The sequence below is a fragment of the Micromonospora sp. NPDC048907 genome (assembly GCF_055586885.1).
The window spans coordinates 201454-217476 of sequence record NZ_JBVJHI010000008.1; the positions used below are offsets into that span (position 1 = coordinate 201454).

Below are 16023 nucleotides of genomic sequence, written 5' to 3' on the forward strand. Positions count from 1 at the left end.
GATGCCGACGCCACCCGACCGGTTCGGTTCACCACCACTGGTGGGCTGCGATTCGTCGTCAGCAACCTGGATGACGTTCAAGGAGACGCTAAGGTCGACGACCGTGGTCGACCAGGCAAGATCACCGGCAATTTGCCGTATCGGGGCCCGGTCGGGGGTCGAGCAGCTGCCGGGCCCGGGCCGCTCGCGCCTGGTCGCCGTCGGCCTCGAAATCCCGCACCGCGTCCAGCAGCACCCGCTTCCCGCGGGAGTCCCCGGCCCGTAGCAGCACCTCGGCGAGGCCCAGCGCGGCCTCACCAGAACCGTACGGGTCGCCCCCGGCCGCGAAGTCGGCGGCCGCCGCCTCCATCGAGGCGATCGCCTCGGGCCACTGCTCCAGGTCCGCGTGGGCACGTCCGAGCCGGTGGTGGATCCAACCTGTCAGGGGACGACTGGCGAGGTGGTGGGCCGGCTGGTCCACCATGGCGGCCCGCCAGTCGTCGAGCGCGCGCCGCAGGTGGGTGAGCGCGGCACCGGGTTCGCCGCGCTGCCGCCGGATGTCGGCCAGCGTGTACGACGTGATGATCCGCCCGGTCAGGTCCCCCGCGCCGGTCAACTCGCGCAGCGCCCGAGCACAGGCCTCGGCGGCGCCCGCCAGGTCGCCGGCGCGGTAGCGCTCGCCGGTGAGGTAGAAGCACGCCCAGCCGAGGTTGCGCCGGTCGCCTGCCGCGGCGGCCAGGCGGAAGGCCTCGCGGTGCTGCTCGACCGCGTTCGCCGGCCGGTCGAGCACCATGGTCTGGGCCCAGCCCAGGGCGTTGCGCTGCGCGGCCTCCGCCACCGTGTCGCCGCAGGCCTGCGCCGCGGTGACGGCGAGGCCGAAGAGCTCCGGCCAGTCGATCACGTGGTGGTAGCGGTCCGAGTACCAGTAGAGCCCGTCGGCGGCCGCGATCACGTCCCGGTGCCGCCCGGCCGCCGCGGCCTGCCGCACGGCCCACCACCAGCCGTGCCGCTCGGCGGTGAGCCACGCCACGGCGGCATGGACGCCGCCGAACCCGCTGTCGGCGGCCGGTTCCCGCCTGGGGTCGGGGTCGAGCCATCGGCCGGCGGCCTCGACCATCCCGAGCAACCACGTCCGTACCCGGGCGACGGCCTCGTCGCGATCCGCCGGCGGTTCCTCGGCGGCGAGGCGCTCGGCGGCGAAGACGCGGAGCAGATCGTGCAGCAGGTAACGGTCGGGCGCCGCCGCCGGTGACAGCAGACTCGCGTCCGCCAGCGTCTCCAGCGCCGCCTCGGCCGCGCCGACGTCGACCCCCAGCAGCTGCGCCACCGCGCCGGCGGAGTAGTCCGGCCAGGGCAGCGCCGCGAGCCGGCGCAGGGCCCGCCGCGCGAGTTCCGGCAGCTGGTCGTACGACAGGCTGAACCCGGCCCGGACCCGGGTGTCGCCGGGATGCAGCAGGTCGAGGCGGCCGGTCTCGTCGCGGATCCGCTCGACCAGCCAGCCGATGCTCCAGGACGGTCGGGAGGCGAGCCGGTTACCGGCCACCCGCAGGGCGAGGGGCAGTCCGGTGCACAGCCGGACGAGTTCCGAGGTGGCTTCCGGTTCGGCCGACACCCGGTCGGCGCCGACGATCTCCTCGATCAGCCTCGTCGCGGTGGCCTCGTCGAGGTCCGTCAGGCGCAGCCGGCCGGTGCTCTCCAGCCCGCTGAGGCTGAACCGGCTGGAGACCAGCGCCAGCCAGCCGGGACCCGTCGGGAGCAGCGGCCGTACCTGCTCCTCGGTGGCCGCGTTGTCGAGCACCAGCAGCCCGGGACGGGTGGCGGTCAGCATCCGGTACAGGGCGAGCCGTTCGCCCGGCCCGGGCGGCAGCGGCCCGCGCCGGCCGCCCCTGAGGGTGGTGAGCAGCTGTTCCAGCGCCTGGTCGGCCGAGAGCGGCGCCAGGTCCATGCCGCGCAGGTCGACGTGGCACGCGACACCGGGTATCTCCGCCGCGAGGGCGTGCGCGGCCCGCACGACCAGGCTGGTCTTCCCGACGCCCGGCTGCCCGCTGATCACGACGGTGGCGTTGCCCGGCTGCCCGGCGAGGCGCCGCGCCTGCGCGACCAGCTGGTCCAGTTCGGCCTGCCGACCGACGAAGTCGGGCACCACCGGGGGAAGGCTGCTGTGCTGCCAACCCGGCGCCGGCGCGATCCCGTGCACCGTCCGGAGCAGCCGGTCGCGCGGTTGGCCGGTCAGGCCGAGCGCGTTCGCGAGCTCCTCCACGGTCCGGCGACGCGGCCGGGCGATCCGGGAGCTTTCCAGGTTGCGTACGGTCCGCACGGCGACCCCGGCCGTCTCCGCGAGCGCTTCCTGGCTGAGCCGCGCCGCCATCCGGTGCTCGCGCAGCAGCTCCGCCAGCTGGCGCACGTCACCGGTGTGCCACCCCGATGCGGGCGGTACGGCATGGTCAGCGCTGGGGCGAAGCAAGCTGGATCCACACTCCCGACGTGTCGGCCCGCAGGTCGCGGCGCAACGACTGGACGCTAGCCGGACGCTGTTGCGCCCATGTTGCCGCGGTACGGCAGCCGTCGTGCCGGTCGCCGGCGGGCGCCGACCGGGGGATGCCCGGGTTGGCGGACGACCGGCGGGCGGCTCAGCAGGCCGCCGGGGCCAGCGCGGCGCTCTCGACGATGCGCGCCCGGTGCGCGCCGTTGGGCACGCTCACCAGGAAGCAGCCCGCGCCGGGGCGGAGCACCGCGGGGACGTCCAGCAGCGCCGCGCCCCGCACCAGCACCGCGGCCAGGTCCCGGTCGGCCAGCCGGATGCCGAGGCTGTGCCGGCGCACGTGCCGCCCGCCGGCCAGCAGCGCCGCTCGCCACGCCGCGGCGGCCAGCCGGGGCCGCCACACCCGGCGGGCCGTGGAGGCGCCCGGGACGGGACCGCCGAGCAGCTCCCGCCGGCCCTGCCGCCAGCCGGCCTCCAGCAGGGCCGCGTACGCCGGCCGGTGCTCCCGGGGCACCGACAGCCGGTGCAGCTCGTACCGGCGGCGCAGGCCGCCCGTGGTCAGCTCGTGCTCCACCGGCACGTCCAGCCGCTGCAGCAGCTGCCGCATCCGCTGCGCCGCGTCCTGGCGGTTGAACTCGGCGATCCCGCCGCGGTGCGTGCCGGCGTCGACCCGGCGGGCGTCGGTGGCCGGCGGCGGAGTGCAGCGCACCAGGCAGGCGACCTCGAAGGCGTCGGCCAGGGTGAGCCAGTCCAGTGGCGGGGGCGGCGACGACTGGCGGGGCCGGTCGAGCAGGGTGGTGGACTCGGGGGCCATCGGAACAGCTCCTTGGTCGGAATCGGGGTGCCCTAACCGTGACCCCCGGCGTCCGCGCCGCGAAACCGCTGCGGCCGAGCCTTGAGCAAAATTTGCGGCAACCCGCCCTCAGAGCTCGGTGACCACCACGTCGAGCTGGCGGGGCCGGCCCGCCGCCCGCGGCTGCTCCTCGACCGCGTACTTCAGCTCGCGCAGCGCCCCGACCAGCGCGTCGGCGGTACGCGGGCGCGTGCCGGCGGTGAGCAGGTCGCGGACCAGCCGGCCCTTGGTGGCCTTGTTGAAGTGGCTCACCACCGACCGGGTCGGCACCCCGTCCACCTCGCGCTCGTGCAGCACCCGCACCGTCACGGTGCGCTCGGCCACCGCCCCGCGCGGCGCCCAGGTGGCCGCGTACGCGCCGGAGCGCAGGTCCAGCACCGGGCCGGTCCCGGCGGCCGCCGCCACGGCCTCCGCCAGCGCCCGGCGCCAGTACGCCGACAGCGCCCCGATCCCCGGCAGCCGCGCCCCGATCGGGCAGCGGTAGGGCGGGATCCGGTCGGTGAGGCGGACCGCCCCCCAGAGGCCCGAGCTGACCAGCACCGAGCGGCGGGCCAGCCGCTCGGCCGCCGGCGGCAGCGTGGCCAGGTCGAGGGCCTCGTAGAGGACGCCCGTGTAGATCCGTCCGGCGGGCGCGGTGGCCGCCGCCCGCAGCCGCGCGTTGCGCCGCAGCTCGCCGCGCTGCCCCTCGCTCAGGCCCAGCGCGTCACGGGCCGCCGCCTCGTCGGGGCCGGCGCAGAGGTCGACCAGGGCGGCCAGCACCTCCTCCCGGGCCGGGTTCAGCTCCGGCAGGGAGAGCTTCGACAGGTCCAGCCGCCGGCCGGTGCCGGCCTCGGCCTTCCCCTCCGACGGAGGCAGCAGGATGAGCATCGGCACAGCGTACGGCGCGGGTTCAGCGCCACGGCCGCACGGCGGCATCCGGGTGGTACACCCGATAGCCGCCCACCTCGGCCACCACCGCCGCGTCGGCCCGGTCGCCGAGCAGCCGGCGCAGCGCGCGCTCCGCCGACGAGCCGACGGCCACCACGTAGCCGGGCCGGGCCGCCCGCCCCACCCGCTTCCAGTACGCCGGATAGCGGTTCTGCCCGGGGCTCAGGTCGCCGTCGAGCACCCCGCAGACCACCGCCTCACCCGTGTTGAAGATCAGCCGGTTGCAGGTCCAGTAGTCCCCGTACACCTCGCGCAGGCCGGCGCGGCGCACCGTCTCGGCCAGCTCCCGGGCCTGCCGCTCCTCGGCCCGCAGCGACGGGGCGTCCCGCACGAACGCCACGGTGCCCGCGACCGTGGCGGCCACCAGCGCGACCAGGACCAGGCCGGCCAGCGCCCTGGCGGACCGCGCGGCCGCGCCGGCGGTGGCCCGGACCGCGTGCGCGGCGGCCCGCCACAGCGGCCACAGCACCGCCGGCAGCGAGATCTGGAGCACCGACAGGTAGCGGGAGTTGCCCAGCGGATCGGTCGCGGCGAGCGGGCTGCGCACGTACGCCAGCAGGGTCAACGCCGCACCGACCACCAGGGCGAGGATCGCCACCGCCCGGAGCCGCGCGGCGGGGTCCGCGGCCCGGCGGAACGCGACCAGCCCGAGCACGGCGGCGGCCAGCAGCAACACCGGGTAGAGCAGCCCGAACCACTGGGCCCAGCGGGCGCAGCCGTCCATCGGGCAGAGCCCGGAGGCCAGCGGCACCCCCTCCAGCAGCCCGCCGTGCAGCCGCTCGGACACCGACGGCGTCACGCCGTCCTTGGTGCTGATCTCCCGGAACACCGACAGCGAGTCCTGCCCGTCCGGGGCGACCAGGTTGTCCTTCACCACCGGCGCCACACCGAGCACGAAGCCCGCCACCAGCAGCACCCCCGGCCAGCCCACCAGGTCCCGGGGCGCGGCCCAGACCAGCACCAGACCCGCCACCGCCAGGTAGGGCACGATCAGCCAGTCCGACCACAGCGCCAGCCCGGCCAGCAGCCCGAACAGGCCGGTGGCCAGCCAGCGGTGCCGGACCCGGCGCTCGCCGAGAGCGACCGCGATCAGCAGCATCGCCAGCACCGCAGGCTTCACCTCCGGCCGGCCGCCGACCACGGTGAGCTGGTCCCGGACCACCCGCTCGGAGCCGAGCGCCAACAGGCCCACCACGAAGGCGGCGAGCCACGGCGAGAACAGCCGGCGGGTCAACCGGTACGCCAGCCACAGGAACACCGCGAACAGCGCCAGCAACGGCAGCCGCAGCAACGGCCAGCTCGCCCCCGCCCAGCCGACCAGCGGCGCCGCCAGGTAGGACTCCAGCACACCCATGTAGCGCTGGCCGTAGAGGAAGACCGGCCGTTCGTCGCCGGTGGCGATGTGCAGGGCCGCCAGACCGAACGTCGCCTCGTCGCTGTTCGAGGTGGGCAGCGTGAGCAGCGTCAGCACCAGCCGGTAGCCGACCCCGGCCACGCCGAGCACCAGCGCCACCAGCGCCGGCCGGTCCAGCGCCGGACGCCACCGTCCCGGGTCCCGCTCTGGTGTCGACACGACCAACGCCCCCGTCGTCGCCTCGACCGCAGTCTGTCACGGGGGCGCCGGGCGGCGGGGTGGATCGGCGCAGACCACTCGCGTGGCCGGCCCGCACGGGTTGTGGCAGGGTGACAGCGTGCCACCCACACCACCGGACCAACTGGCCGTGCCGCAGCTGCACCGGGCCGCACGCATCGAGGACGCCCTGCACGGCCTCGTCGAACGCCGGCTCCGGCGCACCGGGTGGCAGGCCAACATCATCGCGTACGCCGGGTACGGCGCACCCGGTTGGGCGCGGGTGCTCTGCCGGGTGCTGCTCGGCCGCCCCGACACCCGGCAGCGCGGCCGGCTGGAGAAGGTCCGCGGCTGGCGCAGCTTCACCACCCTGCCCGCCAAGTACGCGAAGGTCACCATCGAGGCCGGCGGGGAACGCCAGGAGGCGACCGCGGACCGCAGCGGCTTCGTGGACACCGTCGTCAAGGCCGACTTCACCCCGGGCTGGGGCTGCGTACGCCTCAGCGTGGCCGACGCCGAGCCGGTCGAGGCGCTGGTCCGCATCCTCGACCCGGAGGTCCGGTTCGGCATCCTCTCCGACATCGACGACACGGTCATGGTGACCGCGCTGCCCCGGCCCCTGCTCGCCGCCTGGAACACGTTCGTCCTCGACGAGCACGCCCGGGCCGCCGTCCCCGGCATGGCCGTGCTGTACGAGCGCCTGGTCACCGCCCACCCCGGCGCCCCGGTCTTCTACCTCTCCACCGGCGCCTGGAACGTCGCGCCGACGCTGACCCGGTTCCTCTCCCGGCACCTCTACCCGGCCGGGCCGCTGCTGCTCACCGACTGGGGGCCGACCGCCGACCGCTGGTTCCGCAGCGGCCGGGAACACAAGCGGGCCACCCTGGCCCGGCTGGCCCGCGAGTTCCCCGACGTCCGCTGGCTGCTCATCGGCGACGACGGCCAGCACGACCAGGAGATCTACCGCGAGTTCGCCGCCGCCCACCCGGACAACGTGGCCGGCGTGGCCATCCGCCGGCTCTCGCCCACCCAGTCGGTGCTCGCCGGCAGCCTGCCCACCCCGGCGGGCCGCCCCGCCGCCGGCCCGGTGGGCCAGAAGTGGCTGGCCGCCCCGGACGGCGCCGGCCTCTGGAAACTCCTCCGCGAAGCCGGCCTGGTCTAACCCCACCCCACCCCGCCCGACTGACTCGGCCTGCTCCGCCGGCCTGCTCCGCCGGCCTGCTCCGCCGGCCCTCCCGGTCGATCATGAGGTTGACGGCGAAGTCGATCTCTTTTGGTGCCGTCAACCTCATGATCGACGGGGTGGGTTGGTTCCGGTTGGCGGCCGGGATGGGGTGCGGTCGCGGGAGGTGGGGCTGTGGCAGGAACGGCGACCCGGCCGTGGAGTCGATCTGGCCGGGTCGCCGCTTCTGCCGGTGGCTTGTGGGTCACGCCGGTTCCCCGGGTCCGTGGCCCTGCGGGGTGCCGGCGGTCAGGTGGCGTTCGGGTCGGCCCCGTTCCTGTCGGCGTCGCCTGTGCCGGCGGCGGCCCCGGTGTCCTTCATGCCGGCGCCGGTGTCGGCCGAGTCGGCGGGATCCGTGCCCTTGCCGTCCGCCTCGCCCTCCTGCTGGTCGGCGCCGGTCGCGTCGTCCTGCATCCCGGCGCCGGCGTTGCCCGCTTCCTGGCCCGCGTTGCCCGCGCCGCCCGCGCCCTGGCCTGCGTCGCCCGGGGCGCAGCCCGGCACGCTCGGGTCGGCCACCATGTAGACCTCGCCCTGACCGGCCTGGTCCATGCCCTGGCCCGCCTGGTCGCTCATGTCCTGACCGGCCTGGCCGTTCTTACCCTGGCCGACGCCCTGGCCCTGATTCGCACCCTGGCCCTGATTCGGACCCTGGCGCTGGTCCGCACCCTGGCCTTGGTTCGCGCCCTGGCCGCCCTGGTCGCGTGCGGCCTGGCGTGCGGCACGGATCTGCTTGACGATGGCCCGGAGCTGCTGGATGCGTGCCCGGATCTGCTGAAGTCGATCCGCGACCCGCTTCCCGGCCTGCTGACCGGCGGCACCCTGTTGCTCGTCCGCGCCCTGTTCCTCGTCTGCGGCCGGACCGCCGTCCCCTTGCCCGTCGGCCGCCTGTTCGTCCTGCTGCTCGGCCGCGCCCTGCTGGCCCGCTGCCGTTCCGCCGTCGCCGTTCTGTTGACCCACACCCTCCTGGCCACCGGCACCCTGCTCGTTGCCGGCCTGCTGGTCGTCCTGGGCGTCGCCTGCCTGCTGGCCGCCGTCCGCCTGCTGCTGGGCGGCCTGGATGATCGCGGCGATCTGCTGCAGCACACCGCCGATCGCGTTGATGATGTCGGCGGCCCGCTCCGCGCCACCGGCCGCGCCACCGGCCGCGCCACCGGCCCCGGACGCATCGGCCCCACCGGCACCCGACGCCCCGGCCTCTCCGGCACCGGCTCCGGACGCCTCGGCCTCGCCGGCACCGGCTCCGGAAGCCCCGGTCTCGTCGGCCCCCGCCGCGGAGGAATCGGCTCCGTCGGCAGCGGCGCCGGAAGGCCCGGTCTTGTCAGGCCCCGTACCGGGCGCCTCCGCTCCGCCGGTCTGTGCCTTCCGGGCGCCCTGCACGATGTCGCGGACCCCGCCGAAGAGGCCGGCGAGCCGCTTCACCCGCGCCTCGGTCAGTCGCGGGTCGACGAGCTGGCCGGAGCGCTCGCCCCGCATCTGTCCGGTGATCGCCCAGGCCCGATCGAGCTGCGTGCCCATCGCCTGTTCCCACGGGACCTCCGGGCAGGCCGCCCCGGCCACCTCGACGGTGCCGGTGCAGCCGGCCGTGGCCCGGCGCTGCTGGATGAGGTCGACCACGGCCTGCCGGTTGGCGATCCGGGCGGCCGAGTTCGCGTCCGGGTTGCGGCGCTGGTCGGCGATGAAGGTCAGGTTGTTGCGCAGGGCGGTGTCCAGGCCCTGGCAGTTCTCGGCGGCCTGGCCGGTGCCGGTCGCGACCGCGAACGCCGCCCCGGCCGTCATCGCCAGGGCCACCCCGCCCGCGATCTTCCGGTTCCGGGACGAGCCCGCCGTCGTCCGTCGCCTGGTTGTGCCTCTGCTCCACGCCATCGAAGCTCCTCCGCCTCGTCCGTCACGGGTTCCGGCATCCGTTCAGCGGTACGGAGGGTGCTGCTCGTCCGTTCAGGTCGACCGCGGCTGCGCCCGACATCTCCACGCAGCGTAGGGATTGCGGGCGTTGGCGTTACTCTCCGCACAGGCCGCGGGTAACACTCGGGGATCTTGGTGAGTTACCGTCCGCCACGAACGGCAACGCTCCAAGATCAGGAGTCAAGCAGCGAGCGACTAGCGGCAAGCAGAGACCAGCGAACGGCGAACAGCAACCGACGAACGACAAGCAGCGACCAACGAGCAGCAACCAGCGACCAGCGACCAGCGTGAAGGCGGCAGCGACGTCCGGGCGTCAGGCCGGGCGGAGCCAGAGCACCCCGAGCGGCGGCACGCGCAGCGCCGCCGAGGCCGGCATTCCGTGCCACGGCACGCTCTCCGCCTGCACCGTCCCGAGGTTGCCCACCCCCGACCCGCCGTAGTGGTGGGCGTCGGTGTTGAGCACCTCGCTCCAGGTGCCGCCGGCCGGCAGGCCGACCCGGTAGCCCTCCAGCGGCGTCGCGGAGAAGTTGGCCACGCAGACCAGGGTCTGGCCGTCGGGGGCGATCCGGATGAACGAGACGGTGTTGTTGGCGACGTCGTCCCCGGCGATCCAGCGGAAGCCGGCCGGATCGGTGTCCTGCGCCCAGAGCGCCGGGGTCTCCCGGTAGAGCCGGTTCAGGTCGCCGACGAGGCGCTGCACGCCGGCCCGCGCCGGGTCGTGCAGCAGGTACCAGTCGAGGCCGCGCTCCTCGCTCCACTCGCGGTCGTCGGCGAGTTCGCAGCCCATGAAGAGCAACTGCTTGCCGGGGTGCGCCCACATGTACGCGAGCAGCGCCCGCACGTTGGCCAGCCGCTGCCACGTGTCGCCGGGCATCTTGCCGGTCAGGGAGCCCTTGCCGTGCACCACCTCGTCGTGGCTGATCGGCAGCACGTAGTTCTCGCTCCAGGCGTACGCCAGGGAGAAGGTGAGCTGATGGTGGTGGTGCTGCCGGTAGATCGGGTCCTTGGAGGTGTAGAGCAAGGTGTCGTGCATCCAGCCCATGTTCCACTTGAAGCCGAAGCCCAGCCCGCCCTCGGCGGTGGGGCGGGTGACGCCCGGCCACGCGGTGGACTCCTCGGCGACCATCACCACCCCGGCGTGGTGCTTGTAGACGGTGGCGTTGACCTCCTGGAGGAACGCGATGGCCTCCAGGTTCTCGCGGCCGCCGTGCACGTTGGGCGCCCACTGGCCCTCCTGGCGGCTGTAGTCCAGGTAGAGCATCGAGGCGACCGCGTCGACCCGGAGCCCGTCGACGTGGAACTCGTCGAGCCAGTAGAGGGCGTTCGCGACCAGGAAGTTGCGCACCTCGCGGCGGCCGAAGTCGAAGACGTACGTGCCCCAGTCGGGGTGTTCGCCGCGCCGCGGGTCGGGGTGCTCGTAGAGCGGGGTGCCGTCGAAGCGGGCCAGGGCCCACTCGTCCTTGGGGAAGTGCGCCGGCACCCAGTCGAGGATGACCCCGATGCCGGCCTGGTGCAGCCGGTCGACGAGGTGGCGGAACTCGTCGGGGTCGCCGAAGCGGGCCGTGGGGGCGTAGTAGCCGGTGACCTGGTAGCCCCAGGAGCCGCCGAACGGGTGCTCCATCACGGGCAGGAACTCGACGTGGGTGAAGCCGAGTTCGGTGACGTACGCGGTGAGCTGCTCGGCCAGCTCCCGGTAGCCGAGGCCGGGGCGCCAGGAGCCGAGGTGCACCTCGTACACGCTCATGGGTTCCTGGTGCGGCGCCCGCCGGGCCCGGCGGGTGAGCCAGTCGGCGTCGCCCCAGGCGTACCGGGAGTGGTGCACCACGGAGGCGGTGGCCGGCGGCACCTCGGTGCGGGCCGCGAGGGGGTCGGCCTTGTCCCGCCAGTGCCCGTCGGCGCCCAGGATGCGGTACTTGTACCGGCTGCCGACGGTGGCGCCGGGCACGAAGATCTCCCACACCCCGCTGGACCCGAGCGAGCGCATCGGCCAGCCGTCGTCCGGCCCCCAGCCGGTGAAGTCGCCGACCACGCGGACACCGCGGGCGTTGGGCGCCCAGACGGTGAACGCCACGCCCTCGTCGAAGACCCGGGCGCCGAGCGCCTCCCAGAGCCGCTCGTGCCGGCCCTCGCCGATGAGGTGCAGGTCCAGGTCGCCGAGCGTGGGCGGGTAGCGGTACGGGTCGTCGTGCGTCGCGCCGTCCACCTCGACCCGGTAGTCGAGCACCTCGCCGGGCAGCACGGCCTCGAAGACGCCCGCGTCGTGCACCCGCTTCATGGGGTGCCGCTCGCCGCCGGCGAGCACGGCCACGTCGGCCGCGCCCCGGCGCAGGGTCCGGATGGTGGTGCGGCCGTCGGCGGGGTGCGCGCCGAGGGTGGCGTGCGGGTCGTGCGCCTGGCCGGCGATCAGCTGCTCCATCGTGCGTCGTCCTTCGCGGCCGGTGCGGTCGGGGCGGTGCCGCCGGAGAGGTCGGCGGGTACGTCTTCGACGGTCAGGTCAGCCGCCGCGGGTGCCGGCGGCGCGGCGTCGGGCTCGGCCGGCGCGGCGGGCCGCCGCACCGTGAACACGTGTGCGGGCTGCAGGTACGGGTCGAGCCGCACCGCGTTGCGCTGCCCCCAGTCGTAGTCGGCGCCGGTCAGCTCGTCGTGCACGGTGAACCGCTCGTGCCAGTCGAAGCCGAGCGCCGGCATGTCCAGGGTGGTGTTGCCCCACTGCACGGCGCGGGAGTCGAACGAGCAGACCACGATCACCGTGTTGCCGGTGTCCGGGTCGTGCTTGGACCAGCAGAGCAGCGCCGGGTTGTCGATGTCGTGGAAGCGCAGGTTGCGCAGCCGGTGCAGGGCGGGGTTGTCCCGGCGGACCCGGTTGAGGGTGGCGATGAACGGGGCGAGCGAGCGGCCCTGCTCCTGCGCGCCGGCCCAGTCGCGGGGGCGCAGTTCGTACTTCTCGTTGTCCAGGTACTCCTCGGCGCCGGGGCGGGCGACGTGCTCGAACAGCTCGTAGCCGGCGTACATGCCCCAGGAGGGGGAGAGCAGCGCGGCCAGCACCGCCCGGATCTTGAACATCGGCGGGCCGCCGTGCTGCAGCGATTCGTGCAGGATGTCCGGGGTGTTGGGCCAGAAGTTCGGTCGCATGTAGTCGGCCGCCGCGACCAGCTCGGCGCAGTACTCGCGCATCTCGGCCGCGGACGTGCGCCAGGTGAAGTAGGTGTACGACTGGGTGAAGCCGATCTTTCCGAGCCCGTGCATGATCGCCGGGCGGGTGAACGCCTCGGCCAGGAACAGCACGTCCGGGTCGACCTTCTTCACCTCCCAGATCAGCCAGTGCCAGAAGTCGAACGGCTTGGTGTGCGGGTTGTCGACCCGGAAGATCCGGATGCCCTCGCCGACCCAGTGCAGCACCACCCGCAGGATCTCCGCCCGGATGCCCTCCGGGTCGTTGTCGAAGTTCAGCGGGTAGATGTCCTGGTACTTCTTCGGCGGGTTCTCCGCGTACGCGATGCTGCCGTCGGCCCGGGTGGTGAACCACTCCGGGTGCTCGGTCACCCACGGGTGGTCCGGGGCGCACTGCAACGCCAGGTCCATGGCCACCTCGAGGCCCTGCTCGGCGGCCGCCGCGACGAAGTCGCGGAAGTCCTCCGGCGTACCCAGGTCGGGGTGGATGGCGTCGTGGCCGCCCTCGGCGGCACCGATCGCCCACGGCGAGCCGACGTCGTCGGGCCCGGCGGTGAGCGCGTTGTTGGGGCCCTTGCGGTTGACCCGGCCGATGGGGTGGATCGGCGGCAGGTAGAGCACGTCGAAACCCATGGCCGCGACGCCCGGCAGGCGGTCGAGGGCGGTGACGAACGTGCCGGACCGGGCGGGCGCGTCGACGGTGGCCGGGATCGCGCCCTCGGAGCGGGGGAAGAACTCGTACCAGGCGGAGAAGAGCGCCCGCGGCCGGTCCACCCAGAGGGTGTGCTCGTCGCCGGTGGTGACCAGCTCGCGGACCGGGTGGTCCCAGAGCAGCGGGGCCAGGTCGAGCGCCGGGCCGACCCGGCGGGGCAGCTCGGCGTCCTCGTCGCGCAGCGCGGTCACCGCCGCCCGGACCCGCTCCCGGTCGCCGGCCGGCACGAGCCCGAGGGCGGCCTCCAGCACCCGGGCGCCCTCGGCCAGGTCGTTGGCCAGCTCGGCCGGGCCCTGACCGGCTGCGACCTTCTTGGTGACGGCGTTCTGCCAGGTCAGGTACGGGTCCTGGAACGCCTCGACGGTGAACCGCCAGAGGCCGACGGCGTCGGGGCGGATGCTGGCGTGCCAGCGGTCCTGGCCGGGCTCTCCGGGGCGCATCCGGGTGAACGGGCGGGCGGCGCCGTCCGGGCCGAGCCAGACCACGTCGCACCCGAGCGCGTCGTGGCCCTCGCGGTAGGCGCGGGCCGACACGGGCACGATCTCGCCGACCACCGCCTTGGCCGGGTAGCGACCGCAGGCGACGACAGGGGAGACGTCTTCGATCGGGAACCGTCCAGTCACCGGTTCAACCTACTGCCCGAGATCCCTTCGCGCTCAAGTCAGCCGGCGGCGCCCACCGACCGGTACACCTCCAGCGTCCGCTGGGCGATGGTGTCCCAGGAGAAGTGGTCGACGGCCCGGCGGCGGCCGGCCAGACCGAACTCCGCGGCGCGCTTCTCGTCGGCCAGCAGGCCGTTGACGGTCGCCGCCAGGTCGGCCACGAACCGCTCCGGGTCCAGCGGCCGGCCGCTGCCGTCACCGGCCTGCTCGATGGGGACGAGCAGCCCGGTCTCGCCGTCGGCGACCACCTCGGGAATGCCGCCGGTGGCGGTGGCCACCACGGCCGTCTCGCAGGCCATGGCCTCCAGGTTGACGATGCCCATCGGCTCGTAGACGGACGGGCAGACGAAGATCGTGGCGTGGGTGAGCACCTGGATCACCTCGTGCTTGGGCAGCATCTCGGCGATCCAGACCACGCCCGAGCGGCCGGCCCGCAGCTCGGCGACGAGCCCCTCCACCTCGGCGGCGATCTCCGGTGTGTCGGGTGCGCCGGCCAGCAGCACGAGCTGGGTGTCGGCGGGCAGCTCCCGGGCCGCCCGCAGCAGGTACGGCAGGCCCTTCTGCCGGGTGATCCGGCCCACGTAGACCACGCTGGGCCGGGCCGGGTCGATGCCCAGCCGCTCCACCACGTCGGTGCCCGGGTCCGGGGTGTACTGCGCCGTGTCGATGCCGTTGTGGACGACGCGCACCTTGTCGGGGTTGACCTCCGGGTACGCGGTCAGCACGTCCCGCCGCATGCCGTCGCTCACCGCGACGATCGCGTCGGCCGCCTCGAACGCGACCCGCTCGCACCACGACGAGAGCGCGTAACCGCCGCCGAGCTGCTCGGCCTTCCACGGGCGCAGCGGCTCCAGGCTGTGCGCGGTCACCACGTGCGGCACCCCGTGCAGCAACTTCGCGGTGTGCCCGGCCAGGTTGGCGTACCAGGTGTGGCTGTGCACCACGTCGGCGCCCGCGGTGCCGGCGGCCATCTCCAGGTCGACGCCCATGGTGCGCAGCGCGGCGTTCGCGCCGGCCAGCGCCGCGGGCTCGGCGTACGCGGTGACGCCCGGCTCGTCGCGGGGCGCGCCGAAGCAGTGCACCCGCACGTCGGCGAGGCGGCGCAGCTCGCGCGCGAGGTACTCGACGTGCACCCCGGCGCCGCCGTAGACCTCCGGCGGGTACTCCCGCGTGAGCAGGTCGACGCGCAGCCGTGCGGTATCGCTCATGACCGGCACCCTAGCGCGCTTTCCCGCCCGGCACCGGGTGCGGAAACGTGCCCGTACGAGTGGTGAAGTCGGTGCGGTATGGATAGCGTCTGAGCATGGCTGCCAAGGTGCTCGCGATCGTCCTTGCCGGCGGGGAGGGCAAGCGCCTCATGCCCCTCACCACCGACCGGGCGAAGCCCGCCGTCCCCTTCGGCGGGATGTACCGCATGGTCGACTTCGTCCTCTCCAACCTGGCGAACGCCGGCTATCTCAAGATCGTCGTGCTGACCCAGTACAAGTCCCACTCGCTGGACCGCCACATCACCCAGACCTGGCGGATGTCGACGATGCTCGGCAACTACGTCACCCCGGTGCCGGCGCAGCAGCGCCGCGGCCCGTGGTGGTTCGCCGGTTCGGCCGACGCGATCTACCAGAGCTTCAACCTCATCAACGACGAGCAGCCCGACCACGTGATCGTCTTCGGTGCCGACCACATCTACCGGATGGACCCGCGGCAGATGGTCGAGGACCACATCGCCTCCGGCGCGGCGGTCACCGTGGCCGGCATCCGGCAGCCCCTGTCGACAGCCGACCAGTTCGGCGTCATCGAGGTCGCCGAGGACGGCCGGCGGATCCGCGCGTTCCGCGAGAAGCCCACCGACGCGGTGGGGCTGCCCGACGCGCCGGACCAGATCTACGCCTCCATGGGCAACTACGTCTTCAGCACCAAGGCGCTCTGCGAGGCGGTCGAGCGCGACGCCGAGGACAAGACCAGCAAGCACGACATGGGCGGCAGCATCATCCCCATGCTGGTCGAGCGCGGCGAGGCCAACGTCTACGACTTCAAGGACAACGAGGTGCCGGGCAGCACCGACCGGGACCGCGGCTACTGGCGGGACGTCGGGACGCTCGACTCCTTCTACGACGCCCACATGGACCTCATCAACGTCCACCCGGTGTTCAACCTCTACAACTTCGACTGGCCGATCTACAGCATGCAGCCGCCGTACCCGCCGGCGAAGTTCGTCCACCAGTGGGGCGAGCGGGTCGGCCGGGCGGTCGGCTCGATGGTGTCGCCGGGCGCGGTCGTCTCGGGCTCGCTGGTGGAGAACTCGGTCGTCTCGCCGAAGGTGAAGGTGCACTCCTGGGCGCACGTCGACGGCGCGGTGCTCATGGAGGGTGTCGAGATCGGCCGGCACGCGGTGGTCCGGCGCGCGATCCTGGACAAGAACGTCTACGTTCCGGAGGGCGCCGAGATCGGCGTCGACCTGGAGAAGGACCGCCAGCGGTACACCGTCTCCGACAACGGCATCGTCGTCATCGGCAAGGGCCAGCGCGTCGAAGCCTGATCCACCC

At 74.1% G+C, this 16023-nt stretch carries 10 protein-coding genes; 2 read left to right on the forward strand and 8 right to left on the reverse strand.

What is annotated here, in order from left to right:
* Positions 1-121 precede the first annotated feature (121 nt).
* The 4 genes from ACZ6PY_RS26180 to ACZ6PY_RS26195 form a co-directional block, all read right to left on the reverse strand.
* Entirely contained in the window at positions 122-2383 is a 2262-nt protein-coding gene (locus tag ACZ6PY_RS26180) for a helix-turn-helix domain-containing protein (RefSeq protein ID WP_466076424.1), read from the reverse strand.
* A gap of 226 nt (positions 2384-2609) precedes the next feature.
* Positions 2610-3275, reverse strand: coding sequence for a hypothetical protein (locus tag ACZ6PY_RS26185; protein WP_466076427.1), 666 nt, complete (start codon positions 3273-3275; stop codon positions 2610-2612).
* Positions 3276-3383: 108 nt separating this feature from the next.
* On the reverse strand, positions 3384-4181 hold the full coding sequence (gene yaaA / locus ACZ6PY_RS26190) for a peroxide stress protein YaaA (protein ID WP_466076430.1): 798 nt from the start codon (positions 4179-4181) through the stop codon (positions 3384-3386).
* A gap of 22 nt (positions 4182-4203) precedes the next feature.
* Entirely contained in the window at positions 4204-5814 is a 1611-nt protein-coding gene (locus ACZ6PY_RS26195) for a hypothetical protein (protein ID WP_466076434.1), read from the reverse strand.
* Between the two features lie 82 nt (positions 5815-5896).
* On the opposite strand from ACZ6PY_RS26195, the gene ACZ6PY_RS26200 reads away from it, so the two are divergent.
* A complete protein-coding gene (locus ACZ6PY_RS26200) occupies positions 5897-6973 on the forward strand; it encodes an App1 family protein (RefSeq protein WP_466076437.1) in 1077 nt (358 codons plus the stop codon).
* A gap of 309 nt (positions 6974-7282) precedes the next feature.
* Here ACZ6PY_RS26200 and ACZ6PY_RS26205 read toward each other — a convergent pair whose 3' ends face one another.
* The 4 genes from ACZ6PY_RS26205 to glgA form a co-directional block, all read right to left on the reverse strand.
* Positions 7283-8896, reverse strand: a complete 1614-nt coding sequence (locus tag ACZ6PY_RS26205; RefSeq protein ID WP_466076440.1) for a hypothetical protein — start codon at positions 8894-8896, stop codon at positions 7283-7285.
* Positions 8897-9248: 352 nt separating this feature from the next.
* Positions 9249-11351 carry a 1,4-alpha-glucan branching protein GlgB gene (gene glgB / locus ACZ6PY_RS26210; protein WP_466076443.1) on the reverse strand — a complete coding sequence of 701 codons (2103 nt, stop codon included), beginning with the start codon at positions 11349-11351 and terminating at the stop codon, positions 9249-9251.
* Positions 11339-13441, reverse strand: a complete 2103-nt coding sequence (locus ACZ6PY_RS26215; RefSeq protein WP_466076446.1) for an alpha-1,4-glucan--maltose-1-phosphate maltosyltransferase — start codon at positions 13439-13441, stop codon at positions 11339-11341. Before ACZ6PY_RS26215 ends, glgB begins: the two co-directional genes overlap by 13 nt.
* Before the next feature lie 38 nt (positions 13442-13479).
* Positions 13480-14688, reverse strand: a complete 1209-nt coding sequence (gene glgA / locus ACZ6PY_RS26220) for a glycogen synthase (protein ID WP_466076449.1) — start codon at positions 14686-14688, stop codon at positions 13480-13482.
* A 95-nt stretch (positions 14689-14783) separates the two neighbouring features.
* Here glgA and glgC point away from each other — a divergent pair, with 95 nt between their 5' ends.
* Positions 14784-16016 carry a glucose-1-phosphate adenylyltransferase gene (gene glgC / locus ACZ6PY_RS26225; RefSeq protein WP_466076452.1) on the forward strand — a complete coding sequence of 411 codons (1233 nt, stop codon included), beginning with the start codon at positions 14784-14786 and terminating at the stop codon, positions 16014-16016.
* The last annotated feature ends 7 nt before the right edge of the window (positions 16017-16023 follow it).